Here is a 21,693-nt window from a genome sequence, read left to right on the forward strand (position 1 = left end):
TCCGTTAGAGCGCCTCGGCGCCCGAAATGATTTCGATAAGCTCGTTGGTGATGACGGCCTGACGCGAGCGGTTGAACTCGATGGTCAGTTTGTCGATCATCTCGCCGGCATTGCGCGTCGCGTTGTCCATGGCGCTCATGCGAGCCCCCTGTTCGGACGCGCCGTTCTCCAGCAGAGCTGCGAAAATTTGCGTTGCGACCCCGCGCGGCAGAAGATCGGCCAGAATGGCCTCTTCGGACGGCTCGTAGTCATAGAGCGTGGCATCTCCGCCCTCTTCAGGGGCATCGAAGGAGGCCGGGATGATCTGCTGCGCGGTCGGGATCTGGCTGATCACCGACTGGAATTGCGCATAGAAGATCGTCGCGACATCGAACTCTTCGGCGTCGAAGCGGGACAGCAGGTCCTGCGCGATATCGGCAGCATTGTCGTAGCCGATCCGCTTGACCTCGGAGAGATCCACGTGACCGACGAAATACTCGCCCAGATCGCGCTTGATCGCCTCGCGGCCCTTCTTGCCGACGGTCAGGATCTTGACCGTCTTGCCCGCTGCGATGAGCTCCTGTGCATGGGTCCGGGCGAGCTTGGCAATGGACGAGTTGAACCCGCCGCACAAACCCCGCTCCGCGGTCATGACCACCAGAAGCTGCACCTGATCGCTGCCCGAGCCCACGAGGAGCTTGGGACCGCTATCGCCATCGCCGACCGATGCCGCAAGCCCGCCGAGCACGGCATTGAACCGCTCGGTATAGGGGCGCGAGGCCTCGGCCGCATCCTGGGCCCGCCGCAGTTTTGCGGCGGCCACCATCTGCATGGCCTTCGTGATCTTCCGAGTGCTTTTCACACTCTCGATCCTGTTTTTGAGGTCCTTAAGACTTGGCATGTCTCAGACCCCTTACGCGAAGGTCGCGGCGTATTCGTCGAGCGCGGCCTTGATCTTGTCCTCGGCGTCCCCTTTGATTTTCGGGTCTTCCTTGGTGATCATGTCGAGAACCGCGGAATGCTTGCCGCGCAGATGCGCCAGAAGCCCGGCTTCGTAACGCCCCACATCCTTGACGTCGATCTTGTCGAGGTAGCCCTTGGTGCCCGCATAGATCACGCAAACGATCTCGGCATTGGTCAGCGGCGAGTACTGCGGCTGCTTCATCAGCTCGGTCAGACGCGCACCACGGTTCAGCAGCTGCTGGGTCGCGGCGTCGAGGTCGGAGCCGAACTGGGCAAAGGCCGCCATTTCTCGGTACTGGGCCAGTTCCAGTTTCACCGGACCCGCAACCGACTTCATCGAGTTGGTCTGGGCCGAGGAGCCCACACGCGACACCGACAGGCCGGTGTTCACGGCCGGGCGGATGCCTTGGTAGAACAGCTCGGTCTCGAGGAAGATCTGGCCATCGGTGATCGAGATCACGTTGGTCGGAATAAACGCGGACACGTCGCCACCCTGAGTTTCGATGATCGGCAGAGCCGTCAGCGAGCCGTTGCCGCTGTCATCGCCGAGCTTCGCAGAGCGCTCGAGCAGGCGGGAGTGGAGGTAGAACACGTCGCCGGGATAGGCTTCGCGGCCCGGCGGGCGGCGCAGCAGCAGGGACATCTGACGATAGGACACGGCCTGCTTAGACAGGTCATCATAGATGATCAGTGCGTGACGGCCATTGTCGCGGAAATGCTCGGCCATGGCGGTCGCGGCATAGGGTGCCAGGAACTGCATCGGCGCCGGATCGGAGGCGGTGGCCGCCACAACGATCGAGTAGTCGATCGCGCCGCTCTCTTCGAGCTTCTTCACCAGCTGGGCCACGGTGGACCGCTTCTGGCCCACAGCGACATAGACGCAGTAGAGCTTCTGGCTCTCGTCGTCGCCCGCGGCTTCGTTATAGGATTTCTGGTTCAGGATCGCGTCCAGAGCCACGGCGGTCTTGCCGGTCTGACGGTCACCAATGATCAGCTCGCGCTGGCCACGGCCGATCGGGATCATCGCGTCCACAGATTTCAGGCCGGTCGCCATGGGCTCGTGCACGGATTTACGCGGGATGATGCCCGGCGCTTTCACGTCTGCGATGCCGCGCTTGGTAGCGCCGATCGGACCCTTGCCGTCCAGCGGGTTGCCGAGACCGTCCACAACACGACCCAGCAGCTCGTCACCGATCGGCACGTCCACGATGGAATTGGTGCGCTTGACGGTGTCGCCTTCTTTAATGTCGCGGTCGGAGCCGAAGATCACGATACCGACATTGTCGACTTCCAGGTTCAGAGCCATCCCGCGGATGCCGCCCGGGAATTCGACCATTTCACCGGCCTGCACATTGTCCAGCCCGTGGACACGCGCGATGCCGTCGCCGACGCTGAGCACGCGGCCCACCTCGGCGACTTCGGCTTCCTGGCCAAAGTTCTTGATCTGCTCCTTGAGGATCGCAGAGATTTCGGCAGCTTGGATTCCCATTTACCCGACCTCTTTCATTGTATTCTGGAGTGCATTGAGCTTCGCGCGGATCGAGGTGTCGATCATCTTCGAGCCCATCTTGACGACAAGACCGCCGATAAGGGCGCTATCGACGGTCGTATTCACTTTAACGGTTTTGCTGGCGGAGGCGCTGAGCACCTTGGTCAGCTCTGCCAGATTCTCGGCGCTGAGCGGCTGAGCGGAGGTGACATCGGCGGTAATCTCGCCCTTCTCCTCGGCAATGCGCGCGCGCAGGCTCGCGACAAGCTGCGGCAGCACGAAGAGACGGCGCTTGCCGGCCATCAGTGTCAGCGCATTCGCGAGCGTCTCGAGGAGCCCCATTTTCTTGGCAAGCGCGGCGATGGCAGCGCCCTGTTCGTCGCGGCTATACACCGGCGACGAGATCAGGTCGCGGAACTCCGCGCTGTCCTTGAGCGCGGCGTCGAGCGTGTCTGCACCCGCCTCCAACGCGCTGAGGTTGTTTTCTTCCTTGGCCAGTTCAAAGATCGCTGTCGCATAACGATCAGCGATACCGGAGGAGATCGAAGCTGAGTCTGACACGTCCACCCTTCCGCTGTCTGTGCCGCACGGAGATGGAGGTTCCGTGGCAGCCGCTTGAGGAACTCGCTGGACGCAAGTTCCGGAATTTCCCGGCGGAAATAACAGACCCCCCCACCTGCCGCAACTCTGTTAGTATTTGTGATCACTACCGAAAACTACTTAGTTTCAAGCCGTTAGGTTTAAACCCTTGAGAGCGCGACACTTTGAAGCTTGAATATTGACGGATCGGCTCGGAGTGTTAGCGCCCGAAGAGTGAATCGCTCTACCTCCGGTGGATTCGGCCGCGGTCAAATCGGCTTGACCCCCGAGGCGGGTATCCCCTCCAGAACCTGAAGCGGTCGGCGCAGCCGCGTGGCCCGGTCCGCAAAGGTCGGCTCCTGCATCTGCTTCGACACCTCGACCAGAAAAACACCCCCCGCAAAGCGCGTCGGCAGGTATTGTCCCAGCTTTTCACACGCCGCCGTGGAGCGCAGCCAGAACCGCTTTTCGCTGGGCGGCGTGAAGAGCGCGGAGGCGTGACGCTCATTGACGAACCCATGATCGCTGAGCTGCGCCTCGAGCTGACCGAGGCTGTAGGGCCGTCCATAGCCGAAGGGCGTGCCATCGCGCCGGGACCAGAGCCCCGCTCGGTTTGGCACCACAAACAGCCCCCGCCCGCCGGAGGCCAGCACGCGCCAGCATTCCGCCAGAAGCGCGGCGGGCGTCTCGGACGTCTCCAGCCCGTGCAGCAGCACCAGCTTGTCGACACTGCCGGTTTCCAGAGGCCAGGAGCGCTCGTCACAGAGCACCGAGATATTCGGCATCCCCGCGGGCCAGGGCATCACGCCTTGCGGCCCGGGCATCAGCCCCACCACCCGGCGCGCATCGGCGAGATAGGGCCGCAGAAGCGGCACCGCGAAGCCGAAGCCTGCCACGGTCTCGCCCGCGGCCTTGGGCCAAAGACTCAGCATCCCGTTGCGAATGGCCGCCTGCGCGACGCGTCCCAGCCGCGTGCGATAGTAGAACTGGCGCAGATCAAGAACGTCGAGGTGCAAACGCGGTCTCACAAAGAAAGGACGGTCGCGCACGCCGCTTCTTGAACGTGCTCACACCATTATTAACTACATGGCCCGGGCGGAACGGCAAAGAAATAGCGCCTCCCGCGCCCGGCGATGTTGTCGCGGCCCCTGACGCCTCAGCCTGATCACGACCGGGGATCCGCCGGTCAGGGCCTTGGACCTGTTGCCGCAAGACATCAATTTGCACAAAATATAGGCACATCTCCGGTATGGATCCGGCGCCTGCCTCCGAAACCTGCCGAGACATCTCGTCTCAAAACACCCGCAATTGCCGCCCGGCCAGATCCTCCCGCGCGGTTTTCCGCCAGAGAATACCCGTAAATCGGGAAAAAACGCGCAACGCCCGCGAAAGCGCGCGCCTGCCCTCTGGCTGATCACGAATGGGGTGAGACGGCGCTTTTAAGGAAAAAAACCTTGAAGCGCGCCAAAGAACACCGAACTTTAATGGATAAGGGAAATGGTCACGGAAACAGCCCCCATCCGTGGCCCCAATGAAAGGAGCTCCCGGTGCCTTCGTTTTCAAATACGCTCGAACAGGCAATCCACACCGCGCTCGCCCAGGCCAATGCACGTCGCCATGAGCTGGCGACGCTCGAGCATCTGCTTTTGGCGCTCATAGATGAGCCGGATGCTGCCAAGGTGATGAAAGCCTGCAATGTCGATCTGGACGCTCTGCGCCAGACCCTCGAAACCTTCATCGAAGACGATCTCTCGACCCTGGCTACAGATGTCGAAGGGTCCGAAGCCGTGCCCACCGCCGCGTTCCAGCGGGTGATCCAGCGCGCGGCAATCCACGTGCAATCCTCCGGACGGCAGGAAGTGACTGGCGCGAATGTGCTCGTCGCGATCTTTGCCGAGCGGGAATCCAACGCGGCCTATTTCCTGCAGGAGCAGGACATGACCCGCTATGACGCGGTGAACTTCATCGCCCATGGCGTGGCCAAGAACCCCAGCTTCGGGGAATCGCGTCCGGTCTCCGGTGCCTCGGACATGGATGAGGAGGCGACCGCCGCCGCCGATCAGGGTGGGGAGGAAAAGGAATCCGCCCTCGCCAAGTATTGCGTCGATCTCAACGCCAAGGCCCGCAAGGGCGATGTCGACCCGTTGATCGGGCGCGACGGCGAGGTGGAACGCTGCATTCAGGTGCTGTGCCGCCGGCGCAAGAACAACCCGCTGCTTGTGGGTGATCCGGGCGTGGGCAAGACCGCCATCGCAGAAGGGCTCGCACGCAAGATCGTGCAGGCGGAAACGCCGGAGGTACTGCAAGGGGCCACCATCTACAGCCTCGACATGGGCGCGCTGCTCGCCGGGACCCGCTATCGCGGGGATTTCGAAGAGCGGCTGAAAGCCGTTGTGACCGAGCTTGAAGATCACCCGGATGCGGTGCTGTTCATCGACGAGATCCACACGGTGATCGGTGCGGGCGCAACCTCGGGCGGGGCGATGGATGCCTCGAACCTGCTCAAGCCTGCGTTGCAGGGCGGCAAGCTGCGCTGCATGGGCTCGACCACCTACAAGGAATTCCGCCAGCATTTCGAAAAGGACCGCGCGCTGAGCCGCCGGTTCCAGAAGATCGACGTGACGGAGCCTTCGGTCGAGGATGCGGTCAAGATCCTCAAGGGTCTCAAGCCCTATTTCGAGGATCACCACGCGATCAAGTACACCTCCGACGCGATCAAGACCGCGGTGGAGCTGTCGGCGCGCTATATCAACGACCGCAAGCTGCCGGACAAGGCGATCGACGTGATCGACGAAGCCGGGGCGGCCCAGCATCTGGTGGCCGAGAGCAAGCGCCGCAAAACCATCGGCGCCAAGGAGATCGAGGCCGTGGTGGCCAAGATCGCCCGGATCCCGCCGAAGAGCGTGTCCAAGGATGATGCCGAGGTTCTCAAGGATCTCGAGGTCACCCTGAAGCGCGTGGTCTTTGGTCAGGACAAGGCGATCGAGGCGCTGAGCTCCGCGATCAAACTGGCCCGGGCCGGCCTGCGCGAGCCCGAGAAGCCCATCGGCAACTACCTCTTTGCGGGTCCCACCGGGGTCGGCAAGACCGAGGTCGCCAAGCAGCTTTCGGATACGCTGGGCGTCGAGCTTCTGCGGTTTGACATGTCGGAATACATGGAGAAGCACGCGGTCAGCCGTCTGATCGGGGCGCCTCCGGGCTATGTCGGCTTCGATCAGGGCGGCCTGCTGACCGATGGCGTGGACCAGCACCCCCATTGCGTGCTGCTGCTCGACGAGATCGAGAAGGCGCATCCGGATGTCTACAACATCCTGCTGCAGGTGATGGATCACGGGACCCTGACCGACCACAATGGCCGGACTGTGGATTTCCGCAATGTGATCCTGATCATGACCTCGAATGCCGGGGCCGCCGAGCAAGCCAAGGCCGCGATCGGCTTCGGGCGCGATCGGCGCGAGGGCGAGGACACCGCCGCGATCGAGCGGACCTTCACGCCCGAGTTCCGCAACCGTCTGGATGCAGTGATCAGCTTCGCGCCTCTCGGCAAGGAGATCATCCTGCAGGTGGTCGAGAAGTTCGTCCTGCAGCTCGAAGCGCAGCTGCTGGATCGCAACGTCACCATCGAGCTTACGCCGGAGGCCGCCCAGCTGCTGGGGGACAAGGGCTATGACGACAAGATGGGCGCGCGCCCGCTGGGTCGTGTCATTCAGGAGCAGATCAAGAAGCCGCTGGCCGAGGAACTGCTCTTTGGCAAGCTCGCCAAGGGCGGTGTCGTGAAGGTGGCCGTCAAGGATGGCGAGATTGACCTGCAGATCGAGCCGATTGGCGCGCCGCGTCTGTCGAGCAAGAAGCCGCCGCTTCTCACTGCGGATTGATCCAACCCACAGAACGCAAAAAGCCCGGTCCAACGACCGGGCTTTTTTTGTGGCCTCCGCCGCGCCTATTTCTCGGTGAATTTCAGCTCGATCCGACGGTTGAGCGCGCGTCCCTCGGGTGTGTCCGCAAGGCTCACGGGCTGGTATTCTCCAAAGCCCGTGGGCGCGAGACGCCCGGGCGGGATGCCGAGATCCTCGATCATATAGCGTACCACCGACAGGGCCCGGCCCTGGCTCAGCTCCCAGTTATCCGCGTATTTGCCACCGCCGAAGATCGGCACATTGTCCGTATGGCCGTCGACCCGCAGCACCCAGTCGATCCCTGACGGGATCCGATCCGCCACCTCGCGCAGAATGCCCGCGACCTTGGCCACCTCGGCCTGCCCCTGCTCAGAAAGCTCGACCGCGCCGGTGTCAAACAACACCGAGGACGAGAACACAAACCGGTCCCCTGAGATCCGCACTCCCTCCTGATCGCCCAGAAGATCGCGCAACTGACCGAAGAATTCCGAGCGGAACCGTTCGAGGTTTTGCGCCTCGGCCTCCAGACGCAGGCGCTCGGCCTCTTCGAGATTGGCACGGGCGCGCTGTTCCGCAGCCACCCGGGCAAGCGCAGTGTTCAGCTCGGTCCCCAGCGCCTGGATCTGCACCTGCGCCTCGGCATCCTTGGCGTTGGCGACATCCAGCAGCCCCTGCAACCCGTTGAGCTGCGACCGCAGGGCCGCGACCTGTTCGTTGAGGACGGCGACGCGCCGGGCGTCTTCGGCCGATTGCGCCTCGACCTGACTGAGCTGCCGTTGCGCCAACCCGAGCAAAAGCCGGTCGCGCTGTGCCGCGGTCAGGCGCTGGGACAGATCCTCCGCCCGGGCGCTCGCGTCGGCCAACTCGCCAGACAGCTGTTCCCGCGCGAGTTCGGCGGCGGCGAGCTTCGTCAGCGTGTCCTCCGCCTCCTGACGACGCTCCTCCAGCGCGAGGGTCATCGCGGTCAGTTCCGCATCGGCATTCTCAAGCCGCGCGCGCAGCGCTTCGGCCGCGGCGGCCTCGGCCAAGCGCGCTGCTTCGGCTTCGCTCAGCGCGCCCTCGCTGGTATCCAACCGGGCGCGCAGGGCTTCGGCGGCGGCCAGTTCCGCCAGGCGCTCGGCCTCTGCCGCGTCCAGCTCGACGCTTTGATCCGCCACCGTGGCGCGCAACTCCTCCAGCCGGGCGAGATCCTCCAGCCGGGACAGCTCGGCCGCGTCGAGGGCTGCGGCCTGATCGGCCACGGTCTCGCGCAGCTCGGCAAGCCGCGCCTGTGCTTCGAGCCGGGCCAACTCCGCCGCATCAAAGGCCTCGGTCTGGCTGGCCAGATCCGCCTCAAGGGCCGCTCGCCGGGCTGCCTCATTTTCCAACCCGATCTCCGCATCGGACAGGGCACTGCGCAGGGCGAGCTGATCCGCCTCCGCCGCCGCGATCTGCGCAAGCAGGCTGCTCAGCCGGGTTTCCTGCGCGGCCTGTTCCGCCTGCAGATCCGCCACCAGCGCCTCCAGCGCGTCCGACCGCGCCGCGGCGAGACGCGCGGCCTCGACCTGGCTGTCCATCTCGGTGCGCATGCGCGCCAGGGCGAGGTTCAGGGCCTCGGCCTCGCTGAGTGCCACGTCGCGGGCGGCCTCCACTTCGGCCAGGCTGGCCGACAGGCTGTCGCGCTCGCCCGTGCGGTCCGACAGGGTCTGGCCAAGGGACTGGTTCTCGGACAAGAGCGCCGCGACCCGATCCTCAAACCCCGAGATCCGGGCGTCGCGCTCGGCAATCGCGGCCTCTGCCGTATCGATTTGCGCCGTCAGCGTCGCGATCAGCGTGTCCTGCGCCAGCGCCTGCGCCTCGGCATCATCCAGCGTCGCCGAGAGCGCGCCCACCGTCTCTGACAGGGTCTGGGTCCGCGTGCGTTCGAGCCCCAGCGCATCGGCCAGATCCGAGAGTTGCGCGGTGAGGCTGTCGAGCTCCGTATCCTTGACCTCGATCTGCTCGCTGAGCACCGATTGCATGACCATGAAAATCGTCAGAACAAAGAACAGCACCAGCAACAGCGCCGTCATCGCATCCACGAACCCCGGCCAGATATTGCCCGTGGAGCGTTGGTTGAACCGGCGCGTCACGGCCATGGATCAGCGCTCATCGTTGGGGTCAACGGGGCGACGGGCGCGCAACACGGCCTCTTCGGGATCGAAATCATCGTGCAGAACCGTGCGCAGGGCCTCGGCAGCCACCGCGGTCGGGTCGCTGACGCCCGAGCGCGCGGCCTGCTTCACGGTCATGTTGAGCGAGGCGAGATCACCGCGCAGCTCGGACACGGTTTCCTGCCGCCCGGCGGACATCTCCTCGAGGATCCGCAGAAGCTGCACATCGATGCTGCGCAGGCGCATCCGGCTTTCCGCGTCGATCCCGTCATGGCCCGATGTGATCTGCTGTTCCAGCAGGTTGCCCAGCCGCTCCTGACTTTCGGCGACACGTTCCAGCGCCGCCGTCGTCTGGTCGTTTCGCCCCAGTTGCGAGGTCAGCGAGGTCACCGATTGCGCCACGCCCACCAGCCTCTGGTCCAGCCGGGTCGCGCGTTCATCGGCCTGTACGAAGAGGTCCTGCAGGGATTCAATCTGCGCCACCATGTGGTCCAGAACCTGGGCCACGATATCCATGTCGAAGCCGCCGCCCTCGACCTCGGAGGAGGCAAAGCCGACCTTGGTGATGGTGGACAGCCATTCCTCCAGCTCGCGGTAGAACCGGTTCTGCCCATGTCCGACGAAGAGCTCCAGCAGCCCGACCACAAGCGAGCCCGCCAGCCCCAGCAGGGACGACGCGAAGGCCGTGCCCATGCCGCCCAGCTGTGCCTCGAGCCCGGTCATCAAGCGGCCAAAGACCGCCACACCGCCCTCGCCTTCGGACGGATCGAGCGAGCGGATCGTCTCGACCACCGCGGGGACAGTCGTCGCAAGGCCATAGAACGTGCCCAAAAGCCCGAGGAAAATCAGGAGATTGACAATGTATCGCGTGATATCCCGCGCCTCGTCGATCCGGGTGGCCACGGAGTCGAGGATCGAGCGCGAGGAGTTCGCGCTGAGCTGCATCCGCGCCTTGCGCGACCCCAGCAGCCCTGCCAGCGAGCCCACGAGCCGCGGTGCCGTCACCCGCGAGGCAGACGGCACGCCATTGGCAAAATTCTCGATCCAGCGCACCGCCGAGGACAATTGCAGTAGCTGCAGAAGGCAGGACATCACCCCGGCCACGAAGACCAGAACGATCACCCCGTTGAGATAGGGATTGGCGAGAAAGATCGGCGCGACCCGCGGATAGGCTAGCCAGCCTCCGGCCCCGACAAGTCCCAGCACCATCAGCATCAGCAGGAACTGACGTGTCGGGCGACCGAACAAGCGTCGCGCGCGGGGTTCCGGAGTGTCCATTCTCGAAGCCTTTTTGCCGGGTCTTGCGGAAACGATACGCGCTACGTCTCCTATTGCAAGTTGCGACATACCTGTTTTCCGGCTCAGGTCAAAGAGTTGAGGGCAATTCCTCGACCCGTGCGACCAGCCAGGCCAAGTCCGGATCGCGCAATCCGATCTCGCGCAAATGGGACTCGGTGTTGCGCAGATACTCGGTATTGGGTCCCCGCCCGCCCACGGCACGGGCGATGATCTGCGCCTGATCCTCCAAAGGCAGGTTCCCGCAATACTGCACATGGGTCTGATCGACCACGTATGTCACCGCCGTCACGGCGCGGCCATCGCGCAGGGTCACCGGGGCGGTGATCTCCAGATAGGCCGACGAAACCAGCTCGCGCTCGCGCAGGGCGGCCATGGTCTCGGCCTCGGTGCCCGGGGCCACGCGGAAGGCCACCCCGTCGCAATAGCTGTCGGGCGCGGTGTCCAGCGCCAAGACCAGTCCGGGGTCGGTCTCGGTCCCGCGATGGTGGATCGAGCGCATGCAAAAGGACCGGTGCCATCCGTCGAGCCGGGCAATCCCCTGCTCGGCCACCGGAAATTCCGGGTTCCAGATCAGCGATCCGTATCCAAAGACCCAAAGGGGCGCGTCCATTCTCTGGTCCTCCATGCTGCGCGCGGTTAAACAGCAGCACGTGCTCCGAGGGAAGGGAAAACCCCGATGAAATGGCTCCTGGGAATCTGTGCCGCAGCGGCGCTGGGATGGTTCGCCTATTGGTTTGTTGGCGCCTCGGCGCTGGAACGCAGTCTGACCGCCTGGTTCGAGGATCGCCGCGCCGAAGGCTGGCAGGTCGAGTGGACCGAGCTTGAGGTGCGCGGCTTTCCCAACCGGTTCGACACGGTGCTGACCGAGCCCGCCCTGGCGGATCCGGGCACCGGGATCGCCTGGGAGGCGCCGTTCTTTCAGCTTCTGGCGCTGAGCTACCAGCCCAACAAGGTGATTGCGGTCTTTCCCAACACCCAGACAATCTCGACCCCGCTGGGCCGGTCGCAGCTCGACAGTTCGAAAATGCAGGCCTCTCTGCATCTCGGGGCGAGTGCGCGCCTGCCCCTGCAGAGCGCGATCTTCGTGGCCGACGCACCCGAGCTGAGCAGTGGCATCGGCCGGACTCGGGCCCAGACCCTGCGGCTGGCCATGCGCGCCACCGAGGGCGCGCCCCAGACCTATGACATTGGGGTCGAGGTGTTGAGCTTTGCCCTGCCCGTGGCGATCAAGCGACGGCTGGATCCCGGCGAGCTGCTGCCCGCTGCTCTGGAGACCCTGCGCCTGGATGCGGTGGTGCGGTTTGACCGGGACTGGGATCTGGACGCGATTGAAACGCGCCGCCCCCAGCCCCGCGAGATCACCCTGAACGAGGCCCGCGCGGCATGGGGGCCGCTGGGCCTGCGCGCGGTGGGGGCGCTTGAGATCGACGATCGCGGACGCGCCAGTGGCGAGCTGACGATCAAGGCGAGCAACTGGCGCGATATCCTGCAGGTGGCGGAACGCTCCGGGCTGGTGCCAAGCGCGTTCCTGCCCCTGCTGGAGCGCGGGCTGGAGGCGCTGGCCGGACTGTCCGGACCGGAGACCTCGCTCGACATTCCGCTAACCCTGCGTGACGGGCAGATGCGGCTGGGCTTTCTGTCCCTCGGGCAGGCCCCGCGCTTCGTCCTGCGCTAGCCGTCCCCGAAACCGTCAGCGGCAATAGAGCCCGCTGCGGTAGCGTGCGACGTCGAAATGGAAGTGGTCCTTGTGGTAGCGGTCCGCCTCCGGGCCAAGCACCGTGCCAAAGGGACCGCAGGCCGCCTGATGCATCTGGCGCAGCATCCTGCCCTGTTTGCGATCATCCCAGCCCTTGAGGACGGTGATCGCCGTTCCGTCCTTGAGCATGATGGCCGAGATGTCGATCGCCTTGCCCTTGCCGTGCTCCGAGATCTTGGCCCCGACCTTGTGGTTCCGGGTCCGGCAGCTGTAATGGGCCGCCACGCGCAGCTCGGCAACCCCGCCGCCCGTGCGCTTCACCGCCGGTTTGACGCCCGTATCGACCCAGCGCCGCAGGGCCTCGGCGGCCTCGCATGTCATGGTCGACGCGGTGGAGAGGCGCACGCCCTCAACCTCGACCACCTGCACCGCGTTGCGCACGCCGCAGCCGCGCAGACGCCCGGCAATGTCCGGCACGGACCGTCCGAGGATCTGACGACTGCCGCAGATGCGACCGACTTTCGACGGTGTGCCCTGCGGGCGGGTGACCTGTACTCGGGCCGGGCGCGGTTTCAGGGTCCCTCGGGGGGTCGGGCGGGGCGAGACCCGCAAGCTGGGCAGGCTCGCGGCCTGGATCGCCCGGCTCGTATCAACCAGAGGCAAGGCGGGGCGCGGCACCGGCACGAAACGCTCGGCGACCTGCGACAGGATCAATTCCTCGGTGCGCGGTGCCGGGCGGGGGGACCGGTCGAGCGCCAGCGCGGGCAGGCTCAGCGCGGCCAGAACCGCCGCCAGAACCGCGCCGCGCCCGAGGCTCATTCCGCCGGAGCCTTGGTTTTGGCGGTGGGAACCCGGCCAAAATCCGGGGCATCCGTGTCCTGACCTGCGTCGATGATCCCCCGCCGGATCGCGCGGGTGCGGGTGAAATAGTCGTGCAGGTGATCACCATCCTCGGTGCGGATCGCCCGTTGCAGCGCGAACAGCTCTTCGGTGAAACGTCCGAGGATCTCGAGCGTGGCGGCCTTGTTGGTCAGGAACACGTCCCGCCACATGGTCGGATCCGAAGCCGCGATCCGGGTAAAATCCCGGAACCCCGCGGCGGAATACTTGATCACCTCGCTATCGGTCACCCGGCGCAGGTCATCGGCCACACCCACCATCGTATAGGCGATCAGATGCGGCGCATGGCTGGTGACCGCGAGCACCAGATCATGATGGGCCGGGTCCATCACATCGACATTGCTGCCCAGCTCTTCCCAATAGGTTCTCAGCCGCGCGAGCTCTGCTGGATCGCTCCCCTCGGCGGGCACGAGGATGCACCATTTGTTGTCGAAGAGCTCGGCAAAGCCCGAGCGAGGCCCCGAATGCTCGGTCCCGGCGAGCGGGTGACCGGGAATGAAATGGACTCCCTCGGGGATATGCGGGGCGACCGCCTCGATCACAGCGGCCTTGACCGAGCCCACATCCGTGACCACAGCCCCCGGTTTGAGAACCGGAGCGATCTCGGCGGCCACAACCCCCATGGCGCCTACGGGCACGCAAAGCACCACGAGATCCGCATCGCGCACCGCCTCGGCCGCGCTGTCACAGACCGTGTCCACGAGCCCGATTTCGGCGGCGGTCGCCCGGGTCTCGGCACTGCGGGCATAGCCCGAGATCTCGCCCGCGAGCCCGGCACGCCGCGTGGCATGGGCCATCGAGCCTGCGATAAGGCCAAGTCCGATCAGCGCGATCTTGGGGTAGATCACGCTCATGGCCTGTGCTCCTTGAAGGCGGCGACCCCCGCGACCAGCGCGCGGCAGCTTTCCTCGTCGCCCACGGTCATCCGCAGGGCCGAGGGCAGCTTGTAACCCGTCACCCGTCGCACGATCAGGCCCCGCGCCTTGAGAAAGGTATCACAAGCGCCGGCTTCCTCGGGGCTGGCAAAGCGCGCGAGGATGAAGTTGGCCGAGGAGGTGTCCGAGGGCACGCCCAGCGCCGCCAGCTCGGTCGCGAGCCAGCTGCGCCACTTGGCATTCTCGGCCCGGCACTGGTCGGTATAATCCGTGTCCAGCACGGCAGCTTCGGCGGCGGCCAGCGCCCCGGTCGAGAGGTTGAAAGGGCCCCGCACCCGGTGGAGCACATCCACCAGCGCCTTGGGCCCATAGCCCCAGCCCACGCGCAGGGCCCCCAGACCATAGATTTTCGAGAAGGTCCGGGTCATCACCACATTCTCGCGGCTCTCGACCAGCGCGAGCCCTGCATCGTAATCCGGCACGTATTCCGCATAGGCCCCGTCGAGCACCAGCAGACAGCCCTCGGGCAACCCGTCCGCGAGCCGGCCCAGGGCATTGCCCCCGATCATGGTGCCGGTCGGGTTGTTCGGATTGGCGATGAACACCATCTTGGTGCGCGCCGTCACTGCGTCGAGAATGGCGTCCACATCCGTCACGCGCTTGCGTTCGGGCACCTCGACCGGGGTCCCCCCCGCGGCGAGCGTGCTGATCCGGTACATGGCAAAGCCATGCTCGGTGTGGATCACCTCGTCCCCCGGGCCCACATAGGCCTGGCAAAGAAAGGCGATGATCTCATCCGAGCCCGCGCCGCAGATCACCCGCGCCGGGTCCAGCCCGTTCACCTCGGCGATCGCCGCGCGCAGGGAGGCGTGATCGGTCGAGGGATAGCGATGCAGGTTGGCCGCAGCCTCGGTATAGGCCGCGATGGCCCGCGGGCTCGGCCCCAACGGGTTCTCATTCGAGCTGAGCTTGATGACCTTCTCGACCCCCGCCACATGGGAGGCCCCGCCCTCGTAAAGCGCGATATCCATAATGCCAGGCTGCGGGGCGATCTGTGTCATATCAAACTCTTAGCGGACGAGGGTGTTCTGCAAGGCCCATGGCGTGTCCAATGCCAGGTCCTCGGGAAAGGGGCTATCGCGGTCCGTGAGGGGCGTCCAGTCGGTGTAATGTCCCTCCACCGGGCCGAGATAGGGCAGCTGCACCTCCAGACACCGGGCATAATCCATCTCGTCGGTCTCGACGATCCCGGCATTCGGGTTCTCGAGCGCCCAGACCATGCCCGCAAGCACAGCCGAGGTGACCTGCAACCCGGTGGCGTTCTGGTCGGGCGCGAGCGTCTTGGTTTCCTCGTTCGAAAGCCGCGAGCCGTACCACAACGCGTTCTTGGCATGCCCATAGAGCAGCACGCCCAGCTCATCGATGCCGTCGGTGATCTCATCCACGTCAAAGATGTGGTGCTCGGTCTGGATCTGTCCGGATCCGAACATCTCATGCAGCGACAGCACCGCGTCATCGCAGGGATGATAGGCATAATGACAGGTCGGGCGGAACTCGGGGTGGTCCCCCTCCCCCACGGTGAAGTAATCGGCGATGGAAATCGCCTCGTTATGGGTCACGAGGAAGCCGAATTGCGGCCCGCGCGTCGGGCACCATGTGCGCACGCGGGTGTCGGCCCCGGGCTGTTCGAGCCAGATCGCGGCCTTGCAGCCTGCCGCCTGCCGGTGGGCATTGGCGGGCATCCAGGGCTCGAACGTGCCCCAGCCCATCTCGGAGGGTTGGTAGCCCTCGGCGATGAAGCCCTCCACCGACCATGTGTTGACGAAGACCTGATGGGGCTTGGCCTCGGCGCGCACCTGCGTGTCCCGCTCGGCGATATGCACGCCCTGCACGCCCAGATCGCGCATGAGCGCAGCCCAGCCGTCGCGGGTCGTGGGCGCCTCGCTGGCATGGCCGGTATCCTTGGCCAGCATCATCAGCCCGGCCTTGACGAACCACGACACCATGCCCGGGTTCGCCCCGCAGCAGGAGACCGCCGTGGTCCCGCCCGGACGCGCGGCCTTCTCGTCGCGCACGGCCTGCCGCAGCGCATAGTTGGTGCGCGCCGCGTTGTCGGCCGTGTCGAAATAGTAGCCCGCCCAGGGTTCCACCACCGTGTCGATATACGGCACGCCGATCTCGCGGCAGTGCTTCATCAGGTCGAGCGATGACGTGTCCACCGACAGGTTCACGCAGAACCCCTTGCCTTCGGGAAAGAGCGCGTTCAGCTCGTCGCGGTAATTCTCGGGCGTCAGCGCCACCTGCTTGTGGCGAATACCGCGCGCCTTGAGGGTCTCGACCCCCTCGGGCTTGGGTTCAACCACCAGAAACTGGTCGCGGTCATAGTCGAAATGCCGCTCGATCAGCGGCAGGGTCCCCTGCCCGATGGAACCGAAGCCGATCATCACCACGGGGCCGTCGATGCGGCCATAGACGGGGTAGTCGGACATGGGGAGGCTCTCCTGCTCTGGACGGCAAACACAAAAAGGGCCGCGCTGGTCTCGCGCGGCCCTAAAAAGCGGTTATGCGCGAACGGATTAGTTCTGTGCGTAGTATTCGATCACGAGGTTCGGTTCCATCATCACCGGATAGGGCACATCTGCAAGACCCGGCGTGCGGACGAAGGTCGCTTTCATCTTGTTATGGTCGGCATCCACATAGTCCGGCACATCGCGCTCGGGCAGCTGGGTTGCCTCCAGCAGGGCTGCCATCTGGCGGGACTTCTCACGCACCTCGACGACGTCGCCTTCCTTGACACGGTAGGACGGGATGTTCACGCGCTGACCGTTCACCAGGACATGGCCATGGTTCACGAACTGACGGGCGGCGAAGATGGTCGCGACGAACTTGGCGCGGTAGACCACGGCGTCCAGACGACGCTCCAGCAGACCGATCAGGTTCTCACCGGTATCGCCCTTGACCCGCTCGGCTTCGCCATAGATGCGGCGGAACTGCTTCTCGGTGAGGTCGCCGTAATAGCCCTTGAGCTTCTGCTTGGCGCGCAGCTGCAGACCGAAGTCGGACATCTTCTGCTTGCGGCGCTGACCGTGCTGGCCCGGGCCATATTCGCGGCGATTGATCGGGGATTTCGGACGGCCCCAGATGTTCTCGCCCATGCGGCGGTCGATTTTGTACTTGGCAGACGTGCGTTTGGTCACGGCTGATCTCCTTCGTTTGTGAAGGGCGTTGTCCTCTGGCCTTGCGGCCTGACAGGGATCCTCTTGCGAGGGCCACCAACACCAATGAATGGCGCGCTTATACGCATCGCCCTTCTGGTGTCAACGGCTGTCGCGCACTGGCGTGGCCCGGGGGCGATTTGGCGCGCTCAGGCGCCTGATTTGGTCTGCATAACGGCGCCGTTCAGCTGCGCCTCGCCATGGAGCACCCGGTCCGCCAGCACCGCGGCAGAGGTGCGATTCTCTACCCCCATCTTCTGGAACACCTGTTCGAGATGCTTGTTGATGGTGCGCGCGCTCAGGGACAGGATCTGCGCGATGTCGCGGTTCGACTTCCCCATCGAGAGCCAGTAAAGCACCTCGGCCTCGCGCGGCGTCAGCTGAAAGACCTGCGCCAGAAGCTCCTCGGGTGCCATTTCGGCCGCCGCGCGGACCCGCAACAGGATCTCCCGCGAGGGTGACGAGCCAAGATAGGAGATCTCGCAATCCCCTTCGCGGTAGGGCGTCGCGCTGGAGATCGGCGCGCTGATGCAGGCCCGCAGCCACTGCCCGAAGGCCTGCCCGGAAAAGAGCTCCCGTGCGCAGGTGATCCCGCCCCGGGCCAGTTCCTCCTGGGCCTTGGGGCTGCTCCAGACAAGCTCGCCGCTGGTATTGACGGCAATCACCGTGCGGCCCGTGGTGTCGAGCGCTTCGCGCGCGCTCTGGATCATCTTGGCGTTGATCATATGGATCGTGATCCGGGCCAGCAGCTCGTCGACCACCACAGGCTTGGTGACGTAGTCGACACCGCCGGAATTCAGGCCCTTCAAGATATGTTCGGGCTCGGTCAGCCCCGTCATGAAGACGACCGGCGCCGGGATCGGGTCCGCGCCGCTCTTCATCCGAAGGCAGGTCTCGAAGCCGTCCATCTCGGGCATGACCGCATCCATCAGAACCACGTCCGGCGCGATCCGGCGGGCCAGATCGATGGCGGTGGCGCCACTGCGGGCGACGATCACCGTGATGCCGTTCTCTTCGAGAACCGAGGCCACCATGCCGAGAGAATCCGGATCATCATCCACCACAAGTGCAATATCGTGACGATCCCGATCAGCTGGCAACATCGCGCGTGTCCTTCAATACATCAACAATCCCCGGCAGGTCATAGAGCCCCGCCATCTTGTTCAGCCGCACCAGCATCGACCCTCGCAAGCTGCCATTCTCGGCCAGCTCCGCGATCCGCTCGGTAAGCGCCCGGGCCATGCCGTTCCGGGCCAGCTCGATCAGGGCGAGCCGGTCCTCATCCGAAAGCTCCGAGACCGCGACCCCGGTGGGCGCCGTGGTCTCGGTCATCACCAGCTCGAGCCGCAGAAGCTCGGCGATCCGCACCAGAAGGTCATCGAGGCTGTAGGGCTTTGCAACGAAGGCATCGCAGAGCGCAACCTCCCGCGGGGGCGGTTTGCCGACCCGCGCATGCCCCGAGACCATCACGATCGGTGTGGCCCGGAACGCGCCCGAGCGCAGCTTCTCGGCCAGGGTCCAGCCATCCTGCCCCGGCAGGTCGATATCCAGCACAAATAGATCCGGTGAGATGTCATCCAGCATCGCAAGCCCCTGCTCGGCGCTGCCGGCGGTGACCACGGCAAAGCCCAGCGGGTCAAAGAAGGATGTGGCCAGTTGCAGGTGGTTGCGGTCATCATCCACCACCATCAGCGTCTTGCGTGGCCCGACAAAGCCCCGCACCGCCCGGGTCCGCGAGGGCGAGCCGGTGGTCGCAGGCGCCTGATGGGTGTCCACGGCGACGCTCGGCAGCATCAGCCGCACGCGGAACACGCTGCCCACCCCGGGGGTGCTGTCCACGGTAATCTCGCCGCCGAGGATCTCGACCAGAAGCTTGGTGATGGTCAGGCCCAGCCCCGAGCCGGTTTCGCGCACGGTGTTAATCCGCTCGAACGGGTTCCAGATCCGTTTGAGGTCTTCGGGCGCGATGCCCACCCCGGTGTCGCGCACCTCGATCACCACAACCTCGTTGCGATAGATGATATGCAGCCCGACCTCGCCCTCCTGCGTGTAGCGGATCGCGTTGGACAGAAGGTTGATGATGATCTGGCGCAGGCGCTTTTCATCAAAGCTCACCCATTCGGGCAGCGCGCCCGAGGTGGTGAGCGAGGATTTGAGGCCCTTCTCGCGCGCGCTTTCTTCGAAGATCGCGCTGACCTGCCGCAAGAATGAGGGAAAGGCGATGCGGTCCCGGCTGATCTCCAGCCGACCGGCTTCGATCTTGGAGATGTCCAGCAGACCCTCGATCAGGCCGGCCAGATGCTCGCTGCTGCGCCGGATCGTCTTGACCGAATTGCGCCGCTGCTCGGGGATCTCGGGGTCCTTTTCGAGGATCTGGGCAAAGCCGTAGATCGAGTTGAGCGGCGTGCGCAACTCGTGGCTGAGCCCGGTCATGTAGCGGGTCTTGGCGAGGTTCGCGGCCTCGGCCTTCTCCTTGGCGCGCTGCAATTCGAGATCCGTGCGCTCATGGGCGCGCACCTCGAAAAGCAGGCGCTCGGTCTGCTTCTCGGCCTCGTCGCGGGCCTGATCCTGGCTCTCGCTGATCAGCAGATACATCCAGACGACCACCCCCACGGCGATCATCACCATAGAGAAGATCACCCAGAGCACCGCGTCAAAATTTTCGGCATTCTGGAAACTGCGCACCAGAAGCAGAAGTGCCCCGAAGGCCGCCCCCAAAAGGGAGGTCACCATGGCAAAGCGGAACATCCGCGACATCAGCACGGTCGCCACAGGGCGCGGGAATATCCCGGTCACGATGCTCTTGGACATGTCGGCCAGCCGCGCATGGGGCTTGCAGGCATCGCGGCAATTGCTGTCCAGCGTGCAGCAGAGCGAACAGATCGGCCCGGTATGGAACGGGCAATGGGTCATGTCCTCGGGATCGAAGGAGTATTCGCAGATGATGCAGGTCGAGGCAATCTCATCCGGCGTCGGCCGCGCGATGTAGTAGCGCCCCTTGGTCGCCGCCGCGATCACCGGGGCCAGAACGAAGGAGCTGCCCAGCGCGATGAAGGAGGACGTCGCCTCCGCCAGATCGCCAAACAGCCCGCCATAGGCCAGCAGCGACAGCACGCAGGCCGTGGCCATGGCGCCGATCCCCACCGGGTTGATGTCGTAGAGATGCGCCCGGCGGAATTCGATCCCCGGCGGGCTGTAGCCAAGTGGCTTGTTCACCACCAGATCCGCGACGAGCGCCCCGATCCAGGCCAGCGCCACGTGGGAATAAAGCGCGAGCGTCTTTTCCAGCGCGCCGAACACGCCCAGCTCCATCAGCAGTACCGCGATGCCCACATTGAACACCAGCCAGACCACCCGCCCGGGATGGGCATGTGTGAGCCGCGAGAAGAAGTTCGACCATGCGATGGAGCCCGCATAGGCATTGGTGACATTGATCTTGAGCTGGCTGAGGATCACGAAAACGCTGGTCAGCAGCAACACCACCAGAGGCGAGTTGATCGTCTGGTTGAAGACGGTCTCGTACATGCGCGTGGGGTCGGTCGCATCCTCCGCCGGGACACCATGGGCGATGGCCAGCGTGATCAGATAGGACCCGGCCAGCATCTTGAGCATGCCCAGCACCGACCAGCCCGGCCCCGCCACGATCAGCGCCCCCCACCAGCGCCGCTTGTCCGCCCGGGTCTTGGGTTCGGGCAGGAACCGCAGGTAGTCCACCTGCTCGCCCACCTGCGCAATCAGCGAGAAGATCACGCCCGAGGCCGCGCCCAGCAGGATCAGCTTGCCTGCATTGTCCACCGGCTCTGGCGTGTTGCCCTGAAAGCTGGACCACCCCTCGATGTCGTAACCCACGAAGGCGAGGATCACGAAGGGCGTGATATGCAGTACGACCCAGAGCGGCTGGGTCCAGGCTTGGAAGGCCGAGATTTTCGAGAACCCGTTGATCACCAGCGGAATGACCACGAAGGCGCTGATCAGATAGCCCAGAACGAGCGGCACCCCGAAACAGTATTCCAGCGCGAGTGCGAGAATCGCCGCCTCCAGCGCGAAGAAGATGAAGGTGAAGGTCGCGTAGATCAGCGAGGTGATGGTCGAACCGATATACCCGAACCCCGCCCCGCGTGTGAGCAGGTCGATATCCACGCTGTAGCGCGCGGCGTAATAGCTGATCGGGAAGGCCGTCAGGAAGAGAAAGGCCCCCACCAGCATGATCGCCACGATGGCGATATCGAATCCATAGGTCAGGGTCAGCGCCCCGCCGATCGCCTCCAGCGCCAGAAACGAGATCGAGCCGATCGCGGTATTCGCGACCCGGGCATAGGACCAACGCCGGGCGCGCCGCGCGGTGAAGCGCAGGGCGAAATCTTCCATCGTTTCATTGGCAACCCAGCGGTTGTAGCGCCGCTTTTCCTGAGTTGCACGATAGAGCGTTGCCATATGGCCCCCGGGATCAATCGTCTCAACATACACACGGGCGGGCGCGGCTTAGCTGCGGCTAAGCGCGTCCCTCCGCCCCCTGTGTCCTTTAAGTTCCGTTAACGACCTTACAGGGGAGGAACGCGCACCTGCATACGTCATTCGACGTATAAGGTTTCTGACGCTCTTCGGGAAAAAGTTAACGCAGACGGCAGCGCGCTGCCCGACACGTCAACCTATCCCCACAAGGAGCTGTT

At 64.7% G+C, this 21,693-nt stretch carries 16 protein-coding genes; 2 read left to right on the top strand and 14 right to left on the bottom strand.

The window, feature by feature from the left end; genetic code table 11:
- Positions 1-4 precede the first annotated feature (4 nt).
- From ACP150_RS03645 to ACP150_RS03660, 4 genes are all read right to left on the bottom strand, one after another.
- On the bottom strand, positions 5-880 hold the full coding sequence (locus tag ACP150_RS03645; protein ID WP_424965182.1) for a F0F1 ATP synthase subunit gamma: 876 nt from the start codon (positions 878-880) through the stop codon (positions 5-7).
- Positions 881-892: 12 nt separating this feature from the next.
- Positions 893-2,431 carry a F0F1 ATP synthase subunit alpha gene (gene atpA, locus ACP150_RS03650; RefSeq protein WP_424965183.1) on the bottom strand — a complete coding sequence of 513 codons (1,539 nt, stop codon included), beginning with the start codon at positions 2,429-2,431 and terminating at the stop codon, positions 893-895.
- Complete coding sequence (locus ACP150_RS03655) at positions 2,432-2,998, bottom strand: F0F1 ATP synthase subunit delta (RefSeq protein WP_424965184.1); 567 nt, start codon at positions 2,996-2,998, stop codon at positions 2,432-2,434.
- Between the two features lie 281 nt (positions 2,999-3,279).
- Entirely contained in the window at positions 3,280-4,026 is a 747-nt protein-coding gene (locus ACP150_RS03660) for a class I SAM-dependent methyltransferase (protein WP_424965185.1), read from the bottom strand.
- Between the two features lie 531 nt (positions 4,027-4,557).
- Here ACP150_RS03660 and clpA point away from each other — a divergent pair.
- Positions 4,558-6,885, top strand: coding sequence for an ATP-dependent Clp protease ATP-binding subunit ClpA (gene clpA / locus ACP150_RS03665; RefSeq protein ID WP_424965186.1), 2,328 nt, complete (start codon positions 4,558-4,560; stop codon positions 6,883-6,885).
- Positions 6,886-6,950: 65 nt separating this feature from the next.
- Here clpA and ACP150_RS03670 read toward each other — a convergent pair whose 3' ends face one another.
- The 3 genes from ACP150_RS03670 to ACP150_RS03680 all read right to left on the bottom strand — a co-directional run bounded on the left by ACP150_RS03670 (position 6,951) and on the right by ACP150_RS03680 (position 10,947).
- Positions 6,951-9,023, bottom strand: coding sequence for a peptidoglycan -binding protein (locus ACP150_RS03670; protein ID WP_424965187.1), 2,073 nt, complete (start codon positions 9,021-9,023; stop codon positions 6,951-6,953).
- A gap of 3 nt (positions 9,024-9,026) precedes the next feature.
- Positions 9,027-10,316: a biopolymer transporter ExbB gene (locus ACP150_RS03675; protein ID WP_424965188.1), complete on the bottom strand. Its 1,290-nt coding sequence runs from the start codon at positions 10,314-10,316 to the stop codon at positions 9,027-9,029.
- 88 nt (positions 10,317-10,404) lie between these two features.
- The gene (locus tag ACP150_RS03680) at positions 10,405-10,947 is read right to left on the bottom strand and encodes a gamma-glutamylcyclotransferase (protein ID WP_424965189.1); all 543 of its coding nucleotides are present in this window, start codon (positions 10,945-10,947) and stop codon (positions 10,405-10,407) included.
- Between the two features lie 66 nt (positions 10,948-11,013).
- Here ACP150_RS03680 and ACP150_RS03685 point away from each other — a divergent pair, with 66 nt between their 5' ends.
- Complete coding sequence (locus ACP150_RS03685; protein ID WP_424965190.1) at positions 11,014-12,012, top strand: DUF2125 domain-containing protein; 999 nt, start codon at positions 11,014-11,016, stop codon at positions 12,010-12,012.
- A 15-nt stretch (positions 12,013-12,027) separates the two neighbouring features.
- Here the strand turns inward: ACP150_RS03685 and ACP150_RS03690 are convergent, their stop codons facing one another.
- The 7 genes from ACP150_RS03690 to ACP150_RS03720 form a co-directional block, all read right to left on the bottom strand.
- Positions 12,028-12,852 (bottom strand): extensin family protein, encoded by an 825-nt coding sequence (locus ACP150_RS03690; protein ID WP_424965191.1) that lies wholly within the window; start codon positions 12,850-12,852, stop codon positions 12,028-12,030.
- On the bottom strand, positions 12,849-13,787 hold the full coding sequence (locus ACP150_RS03695) for a prephenate/arogenate dehydrogenase family protein (protein ID WP_424965192.1): 939 nt from the start codon (positions 13,785-13,787) through the stop codon (positions 12,849-12,851). The genes ACP150_RS03690 and ACP150_RS03695 overlap by 4 nt, the downstream gene beginning before the upstream one ends.
- Positions 13,784-14,869 (bottom strand): histidinol-phosphate transaminase, encoded by a 1,086-nt coding sequence (hisC, locus tag ACP150_RS03700; RefSeq protein ID WP_424965193.1) that lies wholly within the window; start codon positions 14,867-14,869, stop codon positions 13,784-13,786. Before hisC ends, ACP150_RS03695 begins: the two co-directional genes overlap by 4 nt.
- A gap of 9 nt (positions 14,870-14,878) precedes the next feature.
- On the bottom strand, positions 14,879-16,297 hold the full coding sequence (locus ACP150_RS03705) for a homospermidine synthase (protein ID WP_424965194.1): 1,419 nt from the start codon (positions 16,295-16,297) through the stop codon (positions 14,879-14,881).
- An 87-nt stretch (positions 16,298-16,384) separates the two neighbouring features.
- The gene (rpsD, locus tag ACP150_RS03710; protein ID WP_424965195.1) at positions 16,385-17,005 is read right to left on the bottom strand and encodes a 30S ribosomal protein S4; all 621 of its coding nucleotides are present in this window, start codon (positions 17,003-17,005) and stop codon (positions 16,385-16,387) included.
- A 167-nt stretch (positions 17,006-17,172) separates the two neighbouring features.
- Positions 17,173-18,126 carry a response regulator gene (locus ACP150_RS03715; protein WP_424965196.1) on the bottom strand — a complete coding sequence of 318 codons (954 nt, stop codon included), beginning with the start codon at positions 18,124-18,126 and terminating at the stop codon, positions 17,173-17,175.
- Complete coding sequence (locus ACP150_RS03720) at positions 18,113-21,457, bottom strand: hybrid sensor histidine kinase/response regulator (RefSeq protein ID WP_424965197.1); 3,345 nt, start codon at positions 21,455-21,457, stop codon at positions 18,113-18,115. The genes ACP150_RS03715 and ACP150_RS03720 overlap by 14 nt, the downstream gene beginning before the upstream one ends.
- Positions 21,458-21,693: the final 236 nt, after the last annotated feature.

Origin of the sequence: Dinoroseobacter sp. S375 (genome assembly GCF_049800775.1) — a bacterium.
In the GTDB taxonomy this organism is placed as follows: domain Bacteria; phylum Pseudomonadota; class Alphaproteobacteria; order Rhodobacterales; family Rhodobacteraceae; genus Dinoroseobacter.